Genomic DNA, 17,632 nt, shown 5'->3' with positions numbered 1-17,632 from the left:
CTAGAACCGACACAAGCGTTGTATTGAAATTTTGAAAAGGTAGTTTACGAATTTGTTTAATAAGACCTAGAACCGACACAAGCGTTGTATTGAAATCAAATACTCCCATCTTTGGTTGCTTTTGCAAAAAGGTCTAGAACCGACACAAGCGTTGTATTGAAATCCAAACCAATCAAACATGCCTCCCCATGCTCCCACTAGAACCGACACAAGCGTTGTATTGAAATAACTTTGCAAAGGGGAGCTTCACTTTTCCCGTCAAAACTAGAACCGACACAAGCGTTGTATTGAAATTGCCGATTTTATGCTGTGACTCTTGAATGTTTGTGCCTAGAACCGACACAAGCGTTGTATTGAAATAGTGGTGTGGACGTTGTTGGTTTTTTCTTTTGTAAACTAGAACCGACACAAGCGTTGTATTGAAATACTCTTATTACTTCTTATATAAATTCTATTGGTAATCTAGAACCGACACAAGCGTTGTATTGAAATATTTTGAAAAAGTTTCAAACTCTAAAAAGTTAGATTCTAGAACCGACACAAGCGTTGTATTGAAATTGGAAGAAGTCGTCTTTAAAATCCCTTGTGATAGCTAGAACCGACACAAGCGTTGTATTGAAATCTTACTCCTTTACATGTAAAAGTTCTGGGTTTTCGTCTAGACGACACAAGCGTTGTATTGAAATTCTGCGGTTTATGGCAGATACCACGCGACGGCTTAGCTAGAACCGACACAAGCGCCGATAAATAAAGGTGTGCGTGGACAAGCCAATTATGCCGTTGCGCTATTGGAGTAAGCAGTGGGCATCATTTGCAGTAGATTTAGTTAAACGTCACCGAAACATACCCCACGACACTGCTCGCATCCCCGCTGCGCTCAAAACTGGTGCGATACTCTAGCACGTTGGGCGTGAGCGGGTAAGACGCGGCGACTTCCACGAGGGCTTTCACTCCCGTGATGCCACACGCTTCGTGCCCCTCCAATTCCTTTACATGTAAGGCTTTGATGGCCTCGATGCACGCGTTATCCTTCTCTTTTGCCTGCGCAAGCGGGTAAAAATGGCTCAAATCCGTACTGATGACCACCAAGGTTTCTGGCGCGTCAAGGCAGAGGCGCACAAGCCCTGCAAGGTTTTCGTGCGAAAGCGTGCCATAGACGATTTCCACGACACTCGCTTGCGGGAAAAGGCACTTTAGCAACGGCATTTGCACCTCCGTAGAGTGCTCGTGATGGGCGGCTGGAAAAAACCCAAGCCACTCAAAGTGTTCTCGAAGATGAGCGCAAAAGGCTGTGTCGATAGCAAGGGCTCCGCAAGGGGTTGGAACGTGCGTGTATTGTGCCACGGACGCGCCATTGAGGCGTACGCGGTGGCTTGGGCCGATGACCACGACGCGTTTGGGCGTGGCACAAGAGGCGTACGCCAACGACGCGGTAATCCCGCTGTAAATGTACCCCGCATGGGGCACGATGAGTGCGCGAGGAGGAGAGGCAAGGACGGGTGCTTGTTTTTTGGCGTGGGCGACCAAACGCGCGATTTCTTCGCCATCTTCGGGGTAAAACATTCCCGCAACGGCCAAGGGGCGTGAACTCATAAAAAAACTCCTTCTAGGGGGCGGTTACATGTAAGGCATTTGCCCTCTTTTAGCCCTAAAATACGGCTTTTAAAACCGTCTCGTTCGATGAGTAAGGCTTTACATGTAAGGCAGTGGGTAGGGTTGTCTAGCCCCACATTGCCAAGGTAAATAGTTGCCAAACCTTCTTCGTGCCCAATGGCCTTGGCGCGAAGCAAACTTTGGGCTGAGGTGGGTGGTAGGTCGGTCTGTTTGTAGGTGGGAAAAAAGGCGCTCACATGCCATGGTGTAGTCGCGCCAAGCTCGGTAGCGATAAACCGTGCGAGGGCGCGTACTTCCTCCTCACTGTCGTTTTGAGAAGGGATGAGCAAGGTGGTCACTTCTGTCCAAATCCCAAGGTCTTTAAGGCCGATGAGGTTGTCGCACACCACCTCTAGCCTCCCGCCAAGGCGTTTGTAGGTGGTAGGATTAAAGGCTTTGAGGTCGATGTTGGCGGCGTCCACAAAAAAGGGCAGGGCGCGCAGGGTTTCTTGGGAGAAAAAACCGTTACTCACCCAAATGTTTTTAAGCCCCGCCTCCCTAGCGCACAGGCCGATGTCTTTGGCGTAGGGGAAGAAAATAGTCGGTTCATTGTAGGTGTAACTGATGGACGCACAGCCCTTTTCTTGGGCGAGCGCAACGATGGCTTCGGGGGAAAGGGTGCGCGCAAATGTTTTGGGCACAACCTGAGAGAGTTGCCAGTTTTGGCAAAAATCGCACACGAAGTTACACCCTGCGGTGCCCAGAGAAAGGGTCAAAGAGCCAGGCAAAAAATGGTAAAGAGGTTTTTTCTCCACAGGGTCAACATGTAAGGCTTCAGGATGGCCATAGACTAAGGTTTTTAGCGTGTTTTGGATGTTTTGATTGACCCCACAACGTCCCACTTGCCCCTCTTCAAGGTGACACGCGTGGGCACAATAAGGGCAGATGATCATCGGATTTTCTCTACACGGTAGCGGTAGATGTCAGGACCAGAGGCGAGGCAGTCAGTTTCCAAGCCAGCTTTGTGGCACAAATGGCTAAAAAATTGTGCAAAGCTAGGTAATTGTTCCCATACTTGAGGCAAAAAGGTTGCACGGTGGCGGCCAAGTTGCAAGATGATGCCATCTTCCCCTGGGACGACTTGGGCTTTAAGGTCGGCGATGCCGTGATAAAAAAGTTTTTCAGGTGGGGTGAGTAGGGAGATTTCAAGGACAGTTTTTTCAAACTCCGCAAGGCTCAACGGGTAAAACCGCGGGTCTTCAAAAGCCGCCGCTTTGGCGTTGGCGATAAGGTCATCCAACAAAGGATGGTTCGCTTCGAGTGTGCCAATACAGCCTCGAAGTTCTCCATTAAGGGTGAGTGTCACAAACGTCGCTCGTGGTGTTAAAAGTTCGGGAAATTGTTCCTTTAACGCTTTTGTGTCCAAAGCGCAAGCGGGGTCAAAAACCTCCTCGATGGCATGGTGGGCAATGGAAAGAAGAGCAGCGTGCATGGGAACCTCCATGGGTAACGGTCTTCCAATAGCCCTATTCGCTCATTCTCGATTTGCCATCCTTGGCAAATCTCCGAGGGTTTTCGGCCAGTACTCTTCCTGAGTGCTTTGTGGCCTCAAAAATCCGCTCACAGAGCTATTGGAGGACCGTCATGGTATAATCTTACCAAAAATAGACTTCTTTCATGACCCTCAAAGGTTATGCAAGAAGTCTAAAAGGAAAAAAGCATGGAAGGAACCCGCAGGAGCGAAATCCGCGCAGGACTCCGCGTCGCGATTGTGCTCAAAGAACACCAGCGCACAGGAACACTCACCGAAGGCGTGGTGCAAAGCCTCTTAACCAACTCCCCCACACACCCTCATGGCATCAAAGTGCGGTTGGTTGGTGGCGCAGTAGGACGCGTGAAAAAGATTTTAGCCTAAGGAAAAGCCATGCACAAAATCGAAGCTGTAGGCGCGGTGCTTTACGATGAAGAGGGCAAGGTGCTTTTAGCCAAACGCCCCAAAGGCAAAGCGTTGGCCGACAAATGGGAATTTCCTGGAGGAAAGCTAGAGCCTGATGAGAGCCTAGAAGCGTGCGTGGTGCGCGAAATCATGGAAGAACTTGGCGCGCTCATCACCCCACGGGTTTACTTGGGAAAACAAATATGGCCCTATGACCACGGCGAAGTGACCTTACATTTGTACGCATGCACCTTAAACACGGGAGAAAACCTGCAACTTTTAGAGCACCAAGCCCTCGCGTGGGTGCCTCTTGGAGAAGTACTTGCGATGGACACACCCGCCATCGTCGAGCCGTTTTTTGAAACCATCAAAGAGGCGATTTTAGGCCTTACATGTAAGACCCAATAGCCCCCAAAAACGCTTCCCCGTACGCTTCGCATTTTTTCTCTCCCACGCCGCCGACTTCTAGCAACGCTGCTTTGGTTTGAGGTCTTGCTTCGGCCATGGCATGGAGGGTTTTGTCGCTAAAAACAAGGTACGCAGGGATGCCTTTTTGCGTGGCAATCATGGAGCGTGTTTGACGTAGAAGTTCAAACAATCCGTCCTTTACATGTAAGGATGCAACCCGTTCTTTTTTGGGTGGCGTGAGGCGGTGCGCGGCGATACTTAGGGTGGTTTCACCTTTTAAGAGGCGCGCGCCTTCGTGGGTTAAAAAGAGTTCAAAATGTTCCCCAAGTCCCAAAGTTTCCATTTCCAATAAACGCTCAACGATGCTAAGCCACTCTTTTTTGCTGTGCTCTTTTCCGATGCCAAACACGTTTAAGGTGTCGTGGCCGTTTTGGGCGATTTTTTGGGTGCCACTGCCGCGCACGAGGTCGATGAGGTAGCTTTTTCCAAAACGCTGGTGGGTGCGCGCGATGGCCGAGAGAAATTGGCGTGCTTGGGTGGTGATGTCGCGCTCTTCCACAGGGCCAGCTTTGCAGTTGTCACAGGCGTCATTACACGGGTCGATGGTGTCGGAAAAATACCGTGCGAGGGCTTGGTGGCGACAGGTTTGCGTCGAAGCAAACCGTACCATGGCGTTTAGTTTTTGGTGTAGTAACTGTTGGTGTGCCGTGTCTTGAACCTCTCCGATGCGCATGCGCGCCAAGAGGGCATCTTCGGCGCCATAAAGCAACAATGCTTCGGCCTTCTCACCGTCTCTTCCCGCGCGTCCAATCTCTTGGTAGTAGTTTTCGAGGGTTTTAGGCAAGCTCATGTGCACCACAAAACGGATGTTGCTCTTGTCGATTCCCATCCCAAACGCGATAGTCGCCACCGTGATGCTTACGCGCTCAAAAACAAAATCTTCAAAGGCACGCTCTCTGTCTTCTTTGCTCATGCCCGCGTGGTAACACCCCGCGCGGAAGCCTTTGGCACGCAGTTGGGCCGCTAAGGCTTCACTTTGTTTGCGGCTTGAAACGTAGATGATACCACTCTCATGGGCGCGAGGAGCCAAGAAAGCCAAGAGGGCATCGATCCCTTTTTGAAGGCGGGGTTGGACGCTAATGAAAAGGTTGGAGCGGAAGAGGTCACCTTTGAGTACGAGGGGGTTATGCAAGCGCAGTTGCCCTAGGATGTCCCGCTGGACCTCAGGGGTCGCTGTGGCGGTAAACGCGGCGATGGGGACGGTAGGAAACTGGGCTTTGAGCAAGGATAGAGCGCGGTAATCTTCGCGAAATTCGTGTCCCCATTCGCTGATGCAGTGGGCTTCGTCGATGACAAAAAAGTTGATGAGGATGGACGAGAGGACGTGTTGCATGAACGTGGTGTTGAGGCGTTCTGGCGAGAGATAGACAAAAGAGAGTTTGCGCTCACGCATGGCGGCGATGGTGGCGGCGTTTTCTTCGGCGCTTTGGGCAGAACTTAACATAGCCGCGTTTAATCCGTTGGCGCGAAGGGCGCGCACTTGGTCTTGCATGAGGGCGATGAGGGGCGAGATGATGAGCGTCACGCCGTCCATGAGTAAAGTGGGCAGCTGAAAGGCTAGGGACTTTCCTCCGCCTGTGGGTAGCACCATGAGCACATCCCGTTTGGCCAAGATGGCTTCAATGGCTTCGCGTTGTTTGGGTCTAAACTGGTGGTGCCCAAATTCCTCTAAGAGCAAAGAGTCGATGGTCTGGGTCATTTTTGATGGATGAGAATATCGTCCTCACATATTTCCAAAAGGTCAAAGGCTAAAAAACTAAAATTGCCCGTGGTGTGCACGGCGATGAGATCTGCTTCTAGGGTGTCGGCAAGCTCGACAAACGTCGCAGGGCTCACGCTTTCGTTGCGTACCATGCAACGCATGTTGGGGTACGTATCCGTGAGGTGTTTGAAAAAGAGTTTTGCTCTGTCTTCTTCTTCGTTTTCAAATCCCATTTTAAAGGTTTCTGCTTCGTTTTGGTTCAAGCCGTACAAGCTGAGGCGGTTTTCAAAAGGAACGGTATACATGTACACAACGCTAAAACGCGCTTTTGGAAACAGCGCGACCATGTGTGCGATGTGCTCTTTGGACTCAGCGCTTAAGTCTGAGGGGATGAGCACATGGGTGTAGGGTACAGGCGTGTAGGATTTGAGCAACAAGGTTGGGACCCCTGCGGTCTTGACGATGGATTTGACGTGTGAGCCTAGGAAAAAAGTTTCAAGTGCGCCTTTTTCGCCATTTTGCCCCATGACCACGAGGGCTACATTAAGCGCGCTAATCTGCTCTTTTAGGACTTTGTTGAAAGCACCCGAAGTGCAGATGAAGTGCTCTTTTGGAAAATGTGGAAACGCTAAAAGCAGTTGCCCTAGGAGGTTTTTTGTGATGGCCTCCATGTTTACTTTGGCAGAAAAGAAAGAGGTTTCAACGATATGAAGCACGTACACAGGCTTACCGCCAGCTAAGACGAGGGCTTGAGGCAGGGCTTCAAAACTTTTGGGCGAAAAGTCCATTAACACTAAAACAGAAGGGGATTTCATGGGGACTCCTTGGGCTATAACCTTAGCGATTTGGCTCTAAAAGGGCGCTTAAAATGGCGGTAAAAAATTAAAAAAAAGAGGGGGAAAGGTTGGATTTGATGGTTTCAAATTGGTGGATGTGGGTAAGGAAAAGTTCGGACAAAACAGGGTCAAACCCGCGCCCTTTTTCCTCGTGAAAAAGCTCTTGAATCTGTGCCAAAGACCAAGCTTTTTTATACACACGATCGTGCCCTAGTGCGTCGTACACGTCCGCGATGGCTGTAATGCGCCCAAAAATGTGGATTTCCTCATCTTTAAGACCGCGCGGGTAGCCTTTGCCATCCCAGCGCTCATGGTGTTCGTGGGCGATAATGGCGGCGGCTTGGAGGATTTCACGGTTGGAGTGTTTGAGCATTTCGTATCCCAATGTGGGATGCGTTTTGATAATCGCCCATTCTTCATCATCCAGTGGACCGGGTTTGAGAAGCACAGAATCGGGAATGCCAACTTTCCCGATGTCGTGCATGGGGCTGGCTTCCCTAAGCAGTTGCGCTTGCTTTTCATCAAGCCCATAGAGCTTAGCAAGCACGTAAGAATAATGGGCTACACGCTTTACATGTAAGCCCGTTTCTTTGCTGCGTTTTTCGCCGATGGCACCCACGGTGTAGAGAATCTCCCTTTGGGTTTGAACGATTTCATCGACGCTTTCTTGAAGGCGTGTTTCTAAGTCTTGGCGGTACATTTCTAACTCGGTAACATCGTGACGGATGGCGATGAACTCTTCGATTTCTCCGTGCTCGTTAAGGATGGGGTTGATGAGGCTTTTGACGTAATAAGCCGTGCCGTCTTTTTTGCGATTTTTAACCACGCCACCCCAAGGGCGTTTGGACGTGATGGTGTGCCACATCTCTTCAAAAGCAAGGGCGGGCATGTCGGGATGGCGGATGATGTTGTGGGGTTTTCCCAGAAGTTCTTGGGCGCTGTATTGGCTGATGGTGCAAAAAGCATCGTTGACGTAGGTGATGGTGCCCTTTGGGTCGGTTTTGGAGACGATAGCGCTTCGGTCGATGGCTTCTTTGTATTCGCGCAACAACCCTTCATGGCGTTTTGAATTTTTAATGAAACCCAGTTTGCTGATGATTTTCTTGAATGTGGAGAAGAATTGGTCAGGATAAATAGAATAGGGTTTCATCATTACTCTTTATGAACTAAAGTGTAGAAGTTTTAAGGTGAAAGTGTAGCACGAATGGCGTTAAAAATAAAGAAAATATGACATTATTATTTCAAAAATTTTTTTAAGATTAATTTTATTCTCCTTTTTCACGCGTACAGGCTGTTGCGAACTGTAGTGATGATTACGATTTTCTTTATCCTCAAATGCCCTATTGATGGGCGGTTGTCTGAGTTGAATGTTAAATTTTTAGAGTGTTAAGAGTTCGTAAAGTTTGCCTGTGTTAACATTCCGTTTAAATAATGATAGTGATTATCATACCTTTAAGGACATACATGGAAGTGTTAAAAGACTATGTTGAATGGGCTATTTTAGCTTTGTTGCTCTTGATGAGCCTTGTTTCTTTGAGTTTTGCAATTGAGCGTTTTTTTTACTACCGCAAAATCAATCTCCGCCAATTTAAAACAAAAAATGAGGCCGAAACACACTTGACCAACAACCTGGCCGCCCTTTCTATCATCGGCTCTAACGCGCCTTATGTGGGGCTTTTGGGGACAGTTGCAGGGATTATGATTGTCTTTTATGACATGGGAACCCAGTCTTCCATTGACCCTGGGGTCATTGTGGTGGGGCTTTCAATGGCGTTAAAAGTGACCGCGGTGGGCTTGCTTGTGGCTATTCCTACGACCATGGTGTACAACATGTACCTGCGCAAAGCCGACACATTGATTGGAAAATGGGAAGATGAGGTCGCTTAAACGTCAAGATGCGATGAACGTTATTCCGTTCATCGATGTGCTGTTAGTGCTGTTGGCGATTGTGTTTGTGATTTCGAACTTTATCGCCTTGGGAAAAATTGACATAAACCTCCCGCAAGCCTCTACTATGGAGGAGATAGACCACGTGAAACGCACGATTGCCATTAATGCTCAAAAAGAGTTTTTTTTGGATGATGCTCCTATTTCTCGGGATGCATTGGTGCAAAAAATAGAGACATTTTCCAAGGAAGACACCATCACCATCATGTCTGACAAGCAGGCGTTTTATGAAGATTTTATCTATGTGATTGATTTGTTAAAGCAAAACAGCATCGACAAAATCTCCATGGTGGTTAAAAAATGAAAAAGGAAACCACTGTGTCTAAGAAAATAGACTCAAAAATACTCTTTGGCGAGCACTGTGTGGTGAAAATTGCCCATGAGGGAAGTGTCTATGTATTGCGCATCACCAAAGACAACAAACTCATTTTGACAAAATAATCAAGGGGAAACAGATGACAAAACGTTTAGAACGCAAAAGCTTTATGGCATCGTTTGCGTTGCACGGAATGGTGTTTGTGGGGTATTTGATTTTGGCACAAAGCAATCCTATTAAAATGAGCACCTCGGGTAATGAAATTGTCAGCATGCAAATTAACATGGTTGAATATAAACAACCTGCTCCTGTGGTGCAAGAATTCACGCCTCCACCACCCCCGCCTCCACCCAAACCCATCATTAAACAAGAGGCTCCCAAACCTGTTGTGAAACCCAAGCCCATAAAAAAGGAGCTACCAAAGCCAAAACCCATTGAGAAGCCCCGCGTGGTCGAAAAAGCACCTGTAGCGCCTGTTGAGGCAGTAAAGGAGGTGGCGGAGGTTGTGCCTGAGGAGGTTTTTCACGAGGAGTCCACAGCCACCCAAGTGGCCCAATCTTCCGGCCCACCACCTTCTGCTGTGGCCAATAAGCAAGCTTTGCTTGCCGCAGCTTCTGCGCAGTTTGTACAGACAAATTTTACGATTATTCGGGACATGGTTTTGCGTAACTTGGTGTATCCTAACATTGCGAGGCGCATGGGACAAACAGGTGTTGTGGAGATGACGTTGGTGATTGACAAAAAAGGCAAGCTTAAAGAGTATTTTGTCTCAAAAAGCTCAGGACACAAAACACTAGACACAGCAGCACTTAGATCCGTAGAGCGTGTCGCTAAAGCGGATTTCCCCAAGCCAAAATCAACTTCTACTGTCATTCTTCCTATCGGTTTTCGACTAAATTAGCGCTTAGGGTCACAGGAGTGGCCCCCTTCAAGGTAGGGGTTATTTTTCCCATATCTTCCTCTGAAAGTCCTACTCCATTTTATTAATAAACGATAATCATACTCAATATAATTAAACATTAAGTAAACATTAACTACTATTTCGAGATTCATTTTCAATTGTTACTTAGCCAGCCATCGCTTTTACCGCCAGTAGCCAGCCAGAAAATTTTACCATTTAAAGGAGTTAGGCTATGGTTCAAAAAAAGCATGCCATTGCAGTGGCAGCAGCTGTTGCAATCTTGGGACATCCCTTGTTGGCAGATGAGATAGCGGTGACACTCTCTGAAGTCACTGTCACGAGTGCGGCAGGATTCGAGCAAAAAATCACCGACGCACCCGCGAGCATCTCTGTTATTACCAAGGAAGAGTTGGAGAAAAAACCTTACACCAACCTTCTTGATGCAGTACGTGAAATAGAGGGGATTGATCTTGGCGAAACGCGAGATAAAACAGGCCAAGGGAGTATTAGTATTCGAGGGATGGGCGGAGATTATACTCTTGTATTGATTGACGGAAGGCGTCAAAATAATGTGGGCGACATTTATCCCAATAGCTTTGGCGGTAACCAACAAAACCACATTCCACCTCTTGATATGGTAGAGCGCATTGAAGTTATCCGTGGCCCTATGGCAACGCTCTATGGAAGTGACGCTATGGGCGGGGTGATTAATATTATTACTAAAAAAATAACCGATGAATGGGTTGGCTCTATTACTTTTGGTCAAACTTTTCAAGAAAACAAAGACTTTGGCGATGACCGCACCACAGACATTGTCGTGATGGGTCCACTTATTGAAAACAAATTAGGCTTAGCGCTTCGAGGAAGTTTGTATAAAAAAGATGCCTCAAATCCTCGTTATGCGCCCGTGACAGACCCTGCTGGTGTGGTGCATGAGCGAACTCTTGGGTTTGGCAGTGGTGGAAGAACCGTCGATAATCAAAATTGGAGCGCAGGTGCCAAACTCTCTTGGTTGCCAACGGACAATCAGGAGGTAATTCTTGATTATGATATTTCACGACAAAAGTACGATAATAGTGAAAATCAACTAGGAACAATAGATGGGATCGATTCTCTTTGGAGGTCTGGAAATGTCACCTCTTATAATCCTGATATGACCCCAGGTGCTACCGTTAGGCGGGTGATGCCAAGAGTTGGGTATTTTGAAGATCAGCGTTTTGAAAGAGACCAAATGGCGTTAAGTCACGTTGGCCATTGGAATTTTGGTAAAACCGACATTGGTGTTTCTTATATAAAAACGGCGAATCTTGGGAGAGCCATGCCTTTTAGTGTAGATGAGCGTAAATCTCTTCAGGGTCTTTGGGATGCAGCGTGCGTTGCTGGCGGTGGAGCAGCGAATTGTGCTAATGCTGATAGAGCAGATCTTACGCCTGCACAACAAGCAGAACTTGAAGCCTTTTTGCCAAGAGAACGCAGAATTATGGAAACAAGACAACTCACCTTTGATGCCAAAATGGATATTCCTCTTGGTGACCATCTTGTTGTCGTGGGTGGCCAATATATCGATGCAGAGCATGAGGATGGAGTGTTTGCTCTTAGTGGTTCAGGGTACGATAAAGTGCAGCCTCATAAGCAGTGGGCACTCTTTCTTGAAGATAACTACATGATAACCGATGCCTTTACCTTGACAGGTGGGGTGCGCTACGATAACCATGATAAATTTGGCGGCAATGTGAGCCCAAGGATTTATGGGGTGTATCACATCAATACTGACTGGACAATTAAGGGCGGCGTGGCCACAGGCTACAAGGCGCCAAAAACAGATCTTTTGTACCCCGGAATTCGTGGGTTTGGAGGACAAGGGACGGGTCCATGGATCGGCAATCCAGATTTAAAACCAGAAAAAAGCATTAGTAAAGAAATTGCAGTGTACTACTCACATCCAGAGCGTCACAACTTTAACATTACATTTTTTCATAACGATTTTAAAGATAAGATTGCTAGTGGAGAATATATTTATAATGACAATGTGGGAGATTGGGCAGATTTGGGCTATACAAGATGGACGCAAAACTATAACCTTGATAAGGCTATGACAAGAGGGATTGAAATTGCGGGACGTTATTACATTCTTGAAAATCTATCAGTAAAAGCAAATTATACCTACACTGACAGTGAGCAAGATGGTGGCGCACAAGATGGCAGGCCGCTTAACAACACTCCAAAACACATGTATAACGCAACCATTGATTGGGAAGTTAACAAAAAGTGGAATACATTCCTAACCCTTTCTGGCGAAAAAGAGCGCTATAGAAATTGGGATACGGTTGAAGATAAAGCATTGTACTGGGAAGATTACCATGTGCTGCATTTGGGCGCTTCTTATAAGCCTCGGAAAAATATCACTATCAATGCGCGTGTCAATAACCTGCTTGATAAAGATTTTACAACATACCAAACATCTTTTACGGATGATGGGTCGGGCGGTTACAATGCGAGCTATAACGATGATTATAACCTCAAGGCAAAATCCCGTGAATTTTGGGTAAGCGTTAACGCTACTTTCTAACCCTTTCTTTACATGTAAGGAAAAATCCTTACATGTAAAGCTTTTAAACATAAAGATTACATTTATCATTATCAGATTGTTAAGATAAGTGTTTTACAATCCGCAGATTAAAAATCACAAAAAGGAACATTATGAAAAAATTACTAAGCGCTGTGTGTGTTGCATCGTTGAGCTTAAGTTCTCTTATGGCCCATGCCCTTTGGGTGGAAAAAGAGGGGGATGCTACCAAGGTATTTTTTGGAGACTGGGACAAAGACTCTAAAGAGTTAACAGGCAAGCGTCTGGATAACATCAAAGCAAAAACCGTATTACCCCAAGGCGTTGGAACGGAAGCTTCACGGGAATATGACCATATTTTTATCCAAACCAAGCACGCGGGAGATGTCGCCGTGGTGGAGCCTATCGCGCCACGCAAAAGCCGCCTTGCTGATACTGTTGGCCGAACCCTCTACATGGGAAGAGCAGGGCGCAGTGAGAATAAAGCACTCCTACCTTTAGACCTTGTGCCAGTGGCGCCACATAGCAATGAATTTACTCTTATGCTAGAAGGAGAGCCGCTTCCAAGAGCCTCTGTGACCCTATGGGGCCCACCAAAATGGAGCATCGCCTTGCGCAGTGATGATGCGGGAAAAGTGACCTTTAAAACCCCGTGGAAGGGTGAGTATCTAGCCCAAGTGCGTCATGTGGACGAAAGCAAGGGCGAGGTTGATGGTGTCGCGTACGACCAAACAACTTACGCCATGAGCTTAAATTTTTCAGTGGAAAAAGGCATCGGCTGGGGAAATACCACTGATGATTGCGCAAAACAATAGCGTTGGGGGGCGGCCATGTTTAGTAGGTTGTGGTTTAAGGCACATTGGATTCTTGGTCTTGGGGCAGGCTTGGTGCTTACTATTGTGGGAGTCAGTGGTGCGGCATTGACGTACGAAAAAGAGATTTTGCAGGCTATCAATAAAAGTACTTTTACTGTTGCGGTTCCTAAACACGGCAAAAAACTCCCCCTTGACCTTCTCTTGGCGCAAGTACAAGAGGAGCTTAAAAAGCCCATTAGTGCAGTGGCGCTTTCCAGTGACCCAAAGGCCTCCATGAGTGTCACAGTGCCTGGAGAGGGGCCTAGTGCTAGACGCGGAGTGACCCATTACATCAACCCCTATACGGGGGAAATATTGCCGCAGATTCAAGGCCGCGCCTTTTTTGTGTTTATGCAAGACTTGCACCGTCGGCTTACTTATGGGGAGGTGGGCAAGCAGATTGTAGGGGCTTCTTCTGTCATCTTGCTTGTGCTTGTGGTGTCGGGCATTTACCTTTACTGGCCGCGCATTAGGCGAAGCTTTGGAAAATCGCTCACTTTTAGCGTTAAAAGCAAAGGGCGTTACTTGCTCTACAGTATGCATTCAGCCGTTGGTATGTGGGTAACCCTTTTATATGTGTTGGCCGTGTTGACGGGACTGTATTGGTCGTACGACTGGTACCGTGCGGGTCTTCATAGCATCAGCGGTGTCCCTGCACCCGTACGCCAAATGCAGCGCCAAGTTGCGCCACAAGAGTCAAAACAGACTCCACAGACACAAGAAGCTCGTGGGCGTGGACAAGGACGCGGGGCCAATGCGTCACAAGCACAAGAGGTTTCTTATGCACCTGTTGCCCAAGCTTGGACACTTTTTGAAGCCTTTTTGGGCCGTTGCTACGAAAGTGCCTCTTTGCGCATTCCAGCCTCAGGGAGTGTGTATAGTTTTAGTTACTTAGATGTTAACCCTGCTCACTCTAGAGCAAGGAGCCAGTTGGATTTGGATGTAACTACATGGCAACTCCTCAACCATGACCGCTACGAAGAGAGACCGCTCAATGTGCGTTTGATGCGCAGCATGCTTCCTTTGCACAGCGGGGAGTATTTTGGAGAGGTTGTTCGCGCATTGATGTTTATAGCCAGCTTGCTCATGCCTCTCTTTTTTATCACGGGCGTGATGCTCTATATCGAACGCTTTAAGCGCGAACGCAAAAATAAACGTAGAAAATAACCAAAGGAGGGGTTTTCCCTTTTTTGGCTTATTAAAAAACCATTAACCTAATGCCTTCATAATGCTATACAAAATGAAGGTACTGGGTTAGTGCGTTTAAAGACTTTACATGTAAAGGTGATGAAAAAAAATGAAACGGTTGGTTGTATTGTTTGTTCTGTTGGGTCTTATGGGCGGAGGAGGATATGTGGGGTATTTACAGTACCAAAAAGGACAAAACCCTGCACCCGCACTTGTACATGTAAAGGCGTTCGTGGATGACATTGAAGATGTTGTCACAGCGACGGGATCCGTGGAGCCTCATGAGACGGTTGATGTGGGCGCGCAGGTTTCGGGTCAAGTGATGGAGATTTTGGTTGAGGTGGGCGATAAGGTGGAGGAAGGACAGCTTTTAGCCACCATCGATGCGACCGTGTACGAAGCCAAAGTGGACGGCACAAGGGCTCAATTAAAGTACCAAAAAGCCCAAATGGAAGACAGAAAAGCCCAAGCCGCTCTTGCTAAAATCGTCTATGAACGGCAACAGCGCTTGCACGCGCAAAACGTAGCAACCTTGGAGAGTTTGCAAAACGCCGAACTAAGTTACACTTCGGCCAAAGCGCAAGTGAAGATGCTTGAAGCGCAGATTGAGCAAAACGAGTCCACCTTGCGCGCTGAAGAAGCCAACCTCCAATACACGCGCATTTACGCACCTGTAAGCGGAACAGTGGTTTCTGTAAGTGCGAAAAAAGGCCAAACCCTCAACGCTAACCAGTCAACGCCCACCATCTTAACCATTGCCGATTTGGCCACCATGACTGTGCGTGCAGAAGTATCTGAAGCGGACGTGTTGCACCTTAAAAAAGGAATGGGCGTCTACTTTAAAACCCTTGGTAGCCAAAAGCGTTGGAATGGGGTGTTGGAGATGGTTGAACCTACGCCCACTATTACAAACAATGTTGTTCTTTATAATGCCCTTTTTGATGTTGACAACACCGCAGGGGAGCTCATGACTTCCATGACAGTACAGGTGTTTTTTATCAAAGCGCGGGCGCGCAATGGGGTGTTGGTACCTCTCTCAGCCTTGCATGCTCTTCCTGTTAACACCCAAAGCGCTCAACCTTCCCAAACTCCTAGCGCAAAAAAGGAGAGCCCGCGTCAGCCTCGTGGAGAAGAGCAAGAAAGACGACGTCCTTCGCGAGAAAATCAAACCCAAAGTGTCCCCAAGGAAGCCTTGGTAAAGGTTGTTCTAGAAAATGGAACCATTGAGGAGCGCGTAGTGCAAGTGGGTGTGACAAACCGCATCCATGCACAAATTCTCTCAGGCGTCAAAGAGGGGGAAACATTAGTAACATCCAATGTTGTCAGAACAACTAGTGTTAATCGCGCAAACAGTACAGCTGTCGCCCAAAGGCCTCGTTAATGCAGCAGGCAGCGCCACTTGTTACATTGGTTGACATCACCCGTTCTTATGGGGAAAAAGAAGCCGCAGTCCAAGTTTTAAAAGGGTTGAATCTTACAATTCACTCGGGTGAGTTTGTGGCTATCGTGGGGGCATCGGGTTCGGGCAAATCTACCCTAATGAATATTTTGGGCTGTTTAGATAGACCAAGTTCGGGAAGTTATATTTTTAAAGGGACAGATGTTTCTAGGCTTGATGCCGATGGGCTTGCCCGCTTGCGCCGTGAGTCTTTCGGGTTTGTGTTTCAAAGCTACAACCTCATCCATTCACTTAACGCCAGTCAAAACGTTGAAATGCCTGCCGTGTACGCAGGGGCTAGCCTTGAGGTACGCCAAGAACGTGCTGTGGAGCTGCTGAGGTATCTTGGCCTTGAAGAACGTCTTACTTACCGCCCCAATCAACTCTCAGGTGGCCAACAACAGCGGGTTTCCATTGCCAGAGCGCTCATGAACGGCGGGCAGATTATTTTAGCCGATGAGCCCACCGGCGCGCTTGATAGCAAAAGTGGTGAAGACGTGATGAAGCTACTTATTGAGTTTTGGCAAGCAGGCCATACGCTCATTCTCATCATCCACTCCAAAGAAGTAGCAAGCCACGCAAACCGTGTGATAGAGATTAAAGATGGGGAGATTATTGGCGACACGGTGCGAGACGTTACATGTAAAAAGGCTTCTTTCAAAACCCCACCACCCTCTAAAAGCACCCTCTTTTTTGAACTAGCTGAGTCTATGAAATCCTCGTTGCGTGCGTTGCGAATGAATATTTTTCGCACCATTTTGACTCTTCTTGGCATCGTCATTGGGGTGGCTTCTGTCATCGTGATGCTTGCTATTGGCGATGGGGCAAAAAAAGAGGTGGTGGACCGCATTAGTTCTTTAGGAACGAATTTACTAGTAATTCGCCCTGGTGGGCCAAATACAAGAGGATTTGCTAACATTGCCACACTCGTGCCTGAAGACATGAAGGCTATTGATATGATGGAAAATATTCTAGGCACCATGCCTGAGTCCAGACGCAATACCACCGTGCGTTATGGCAATAATGATGCACAAACTCCTATTAATACCACTTCTTATGCCTTGCCACTTGTGCGTAGTTGGCCAGTGGCGCAAGGCACTTTTTTTACCCAAGAAGATGAAGACAACCTCGCTAAGGTGATTGTGCTTGGGCAGACCGTGGCTACATCTTTGTTTGGAGAGAAAGACCCCTTAGGGGAATTTGTGTTGGTGGGAAATATCTTGTTTCAAGTTATTGGAGTAATGAGCGAGCGAGGGGCTTCGGCCATGGGGGAAGATGAAGACGATGTGGTGTTTATGCCCTACACTACGGGAAGTTTACATATTTTAGGGTATCAGAACTTGCGCAACATTACCGTAGCAGTAGAGGATGTAAAGCATATCGATAGAACCCAAAAAGAGATCGAAGCTCTTTTGTTGGCACGTCACGGAGTGGAGGATTTTCGCATCCGCAACATGGCTTCATTGATTGAAAATGTGAGCCAAACCCAAAACACGTTGACGATTTTACTAGGCTCCATCGCAGGAATTTCCTTGCTTGTGGGTGGCATTGGGATCATGAACATCATGCTCGTGAGTGTCACGGAGCGCACTAAAGAGATAGGCATCCGCATGGCCAATGGTGCAAGGATGCGCAACATTATGCAACAATTTCTCATCGAGGCCATTGTGGTTTCAGCCTTGGGAGGGTTTATTGGGGTTGTTATTGGACTAACAGTGACGGCTGTTGTGGGCTATTTTGGTATTGGGGTGGTGTACTCGGTGTGGCCTGTTGCCTTGGCCTTTGGGTGTTCGTTTTTAACGGGCCTTGTGTTTGGGTACTTGCCCGCCAAAAAAGCAGCCAAGCTTGACCCTGTGGTCGCTTTGGCATCAGAATAATGAGGAAAAC

The 17,632-nt window shown here is 47.6% G+C and carries 17 protein-coding genes and 1 CRISPR repeat array; of the genes, 11 read left to right on the top strand and 6 right to left on the bottom strand.

All coding sequences use genetic code 11. The features are described 5' to 3' along the window. Positions 1-686: a CRISPR direct-repeat array (repeat unit 30 nt; unit sequence CTAGAACCGACACAAGCGTTGTATTGAAAT). 136 nt (positions 687-822) lie between these two features. Genes amrB through amrA form a run of 3 tightly spaced genes read right to left on the bottom strand, consistent with a single transcriptional unit; the run spans position 823 to position 3,085 of the window. Beyond that, positions 823-1,593: an AmmeMemoRadiSam system protein B gene (amrB, locus tag JWV37_RS10035; RefSeq protein WP_205459668.1), complete on the bottom strand. Its 771-nt coding sequence runs from the start codon at positions 1,591-1,593 to the stop codon at positions 823-825. Beyond that, a complete protein-coding gene (gene amrS, locus JWV37_RS10030; protein ID WP_205459667.1) occupies positions 1,590-2,546 on the bottom strand; it encodes an AmmeMemoRadiSam system radical SAM enzyme in 957 nt (318 codons plus the stop codon). Before amrS ends, amrB begins: the two co-directional genes overlap by 4 nt. Then, entirely contained in the window at positions 2,543-3,085 is a 543-nt protein-coding gene (amrA, locus tag JWV37_RS10025; protein WP_205459666.1) for an AmmeMemoRadiSam system protein A, read from the bottom strand. Before amrA ends, amrS begins: the two co-directional genes overlap by 4 nt. Before the next feature lie 228 nt (positions 3,086-3,313). On the opposite strand from amrA, the gene JWV37_RS10020 reads away from it, so the two are divergent. Together JWV37_RS10020 and JWV37_RS10015 are read left to right on the top strand one after the other, a co-directional pair. Continuing rightward, positions 3,314-3,508 carry a YwbE family protein gene (locus tag JWV37_RS10020; protein ID WP_205459665.1) on the top strand — a complete coding sequence of 65 codons (195 nt, stop codon included), beginning with the start codon at positions 3,314-3,316 and terminating at the stop codon, positions 3,506-3,508. Positions 3,509-3,517: 9 nt separating this feature from the next. Further along, positions 3,518-3,937, top strand: coding sequence for a (deoxy)nucleoside triphosphate pyrophosphohydrolase (locus tag JWV37_RS10015; RefSeq protein ID WP_205459664.1), 420 nt, complete (start codon positions 3,518-3,520; stop codon positions 3,935-3,937). On the opposite strand, the gene recQ is transcribed toward JWV37_RS10015, so the two are convergent. From recQ to JWV37_RS10000, 3 genes are all read right to left on the bottom strand, one after another. Beyond that, on the bottom strand, positions 3,918-5,696 hold the full coding sequence (recQ, locus tag JWV37_RS10010) for a DNA helicase RecQ (protein ID WP_205459663.1): 1,779 nt from the start codon (positions 5,694-5,696) through the stop codon (positions 3,918-3,920). The genes JWV37_RS10015 and recQ overlap by 20 nt on opposite strands. Next, complete coding sequence (locus JWV37_RS10005; protein WP_205459662.1) at positions 5,693-6,514, bottom strand: universal stress protein; 822 nt, start codon at positions 6,512-6,514, stop codon at positions 5,693-5,695. Before JWV37_RS10005 ends, recQ begins: the two co-directional genes overlap by 4 nt. 67 nt (positions 6,515-6,581) lie before the next feature. Beyond that, positions 6,582-7,685, bottom strand: a complete 1,104-nt coding sequence (locus tag JWV37_RS10000; protein WP_240332160.1) for an HD domain-containing phosphohydrolase — start codon at positions 7,683-7,685, stop codon at positions 6,582-6,584. A gap of 314 nt (positions 7,686-7,999) precedes the next feature. On the opposite strand from JWV37_RS10000, the gene exbB reads away from it, so the two are divergent. From exbB to JWV37_RS09955, 9 genes are all read left to right on the top strand, one after another. Continuing rightward, a complete protein-coding gene (gene exbB / locus JWV37_RS09995; RefSeq protein WP_205459660.1) occupies positions 8,000-8,422 on the top strand; it encodes a TonB-system energizer ExbB in 423 nt (140 codons plus the stop codon). Further along, positions 8,409-8,786 (top strand): biopolymer transporter ExbD, encoded by a 378-nt coding sequence (locus JWV37_RS09990; protein WP_205459659.1) that lies wholly within the window; start codon positions 8,409-8,411, stop codon positions 8,784-8,786. The genes exbB and JWV37_RS09990 overlap by 14 nt, the downstream gene beginning before the upstream one ends. Before the next feature lie 14 nt (positions 8,787-8,800). Further along, entirely contained in the window at positions 8,801-8,923 is a 123-nt protein-coding gene (gene hemP, locus JWV37_RS09985; RefSeq protein ID WP_205459658.1) for a hemin uptake protein HemP, read from the top strand. Between the two features lie 14 nt (positions 8,924-8,937). Beyond that, the gene (locus JWV37_RS09980; protein WP_205459657.1) at positions 8,938-9,699 is read left to right on the top strand and encodes an energy transducer TonB; all 762 of its coding nucleotides are present in this window, start codon (positions 8,938-8,940) and stop codon (positions 9,697-9,699) included. A 232-nt stretch (positions 9,700-9,931) separates the two neighbouring features. Beyond that, positions 9,932-12,268 (top strand): TonB-dependent receptor domain-containing protein, encoded by a 2,337-nt coding sequence (locus tag JWV37_RS09975; RefSeq protein WP_205459656.1) that lies wholly within the window; start codon positions 9,932-9,934, stop codon positions 12,266-12,268. Positions 12,269-12,399: 131 nt separating this feature from the next. Further along, positions 12,400-13,080: a DUF4198 domain-containing protein gene (locus JWV37_RS09970; protein WP_205459655.1), complete on the top strand. Its 681-nt coding sequence runs from the start codon at positions 12,400-12,402 to the stop codon at positions 13,078-13,080. Positions 13,081-13,095: 15 nt separating this feature from the next. Beyond that, positions 13,096-14,286, top strand: a complete 1,191-nt coding sequence (locus JWV37_RS09965; protein WP_205459654.1) for a PepSY-associated TM helix domain-containing protein — start codon at positions 13,096-13,098, stop codon at positions 14,284-14,286. A gap of 130 nt (positions 14,287-14,416) precedes the next feature. Then, a complete protein-coding gene (locus JWV37_RS09960; protein ID WP_240332158.1) occupies positions 14,417-15,688 on the top strand; it encodes an efflux RND transporter periplasmic adaptor subunit in 1,272 nt (423 codons plus the stop codon). Continuing rightward, positions 15,688-17,622 (top strand): MacB family efflux pump subunit, encoded by a 1,935-nt coding sequence (locus tag JWV37_RS09955; RefSeq protein ID WP_205459653.1) that lies wholly within the window; start codon positions 15,688-15,690, stop codon positions 17,620-17,622. Before JWV37_RS09960 ends, JWV37_RS09955 begins: the two co-directional genes overlap by 1 nt. Positions 17,623-17,632: the final 10 nt, after the last annotated feature.

It is taken from the genome of Sulfurospirillum tamanense (assembly GCF_016937535.1).
GTDB lineage: Bacteria > Campylobacterota > Campylobacteria > Campylobacterales > Campylobacteraceae > Sulfurospirillum_B > Sulfurospirillum_B tamanense.
Note: the sequence above shows the minus strand (reverse complement) of the source record. Positions and strands in the feature narration are given on the sequence as shown.

Bases quoted from the DNA above. Each gene is read 5' to 3' on its own strand.
- amrB (WP_205459668.1), bottom strand. From the start codon at position 1,593: ATGAGTTCACGCCCCTTGGCCGTTGCGGGAATGTTTTACCCCGAAGAT.
- amrS (WP_205459667.1), bottom strand. From the start codon at position 2,546: ATGATCATCTGCCCTTATTGTGCCCACGCGTGTCACCTTGAAGAGGGG.
- amrA (WP_205459666.1), bottom strand. From the start codon at position 3,085: ATGCACGCTGCTCTTCTTTCCATTGCCCACCATGCCATCGAGGAGGTT.
- JWV37_RS10020 (WP_205459665.1), top strand. From the start codon at position 3,314: ATGGAAGGAACCCGCAGGAGCGAAATCCGCGCAGGACTCCGCGTCGCG.
- JWV37_RS10015 (WP_205459664.1), top strand. From the start codon at position 3,518: ATGCACAAAATCGAAGCTGTAGGCGCGGTGCTTTACGATGAAGAGGGC.
- recQ (WP_205459663.1), bottom strand. From the start codon at position 5,696: ATGACCCAGACCATCGACTCTTTGCTCTTAGAGGAATTTGGGCACCAC.
- JWV37_RS10005 (WP_205459662.1), bottom strand. From the start codon at position 6,514: ATGAAATCCCCTTCTGTTTTAGTGTTAATGGACTTTTCGCCCAAAAGT.
- JWV37_RS10000 (WP_240332160.1), bottom strand. From the start codon at position 7,685: ATGAAACCCTATTCTATTTATCCTGACCAATTCTTCTCCACATTCAAG.
- exbB (WP_205459660.1), top strand. From the start codon at position 8,000: ATGGAAGTGTTAAAAGACTATGTTGAATGGGCTATTTTAGCTTTGTTG.
- JWV37_RS09990 (WP_205459659.1), top strand. From the start codon at position 8,409: ATGAGGTCGCTTAAACGTCAAGATGCGATGAACGTTATTCCGTTCATC.
- JWV37_RS09980 (WP_205459657.1), top strand. From the start codon at position 8,938: ATGACAAAACGTTTAGAACGCAAAAGCTTTATGGCATCGTTTGCGTTG.
- JWV37_RS09975 (WP_205459656.1), top strand. From the start codon at position 9,932: ATGGTTCAAAAAAAGCATGCCATTGCAGTGGCAGCAGCTGTTGCAATC.
- JWV37_RS09970 (WP_205459655.1), top strand. From the start codon at position 12,400: ATGAAAAAATTACTAAGCGCTGTGTGTGTTGCATCGTTGAGCTTAAGT.
- JWV37_RS09965 (WP_205459654.1), top strand. From the start codon at position 13,096: ATGTTTAGTAGGTTGTGGTTTAAGGCACATTGGATTCTTGGTCTTGGG.
- JWV37_RS09960 (WP_240332158.1), top strand. From the start codon at position 14,417: ATGAAACGGTTGGTTGTATTGTTTGTTCTGTTGGGTCTTATGGGCGGA.
- JWV37_RS09955 (WP_205459653.1), top strand. From the start codon at position 15,688: ATGCAGCAGGCAGCGCCACTTGTTACATTGGTTGACATCACCCGTTCT.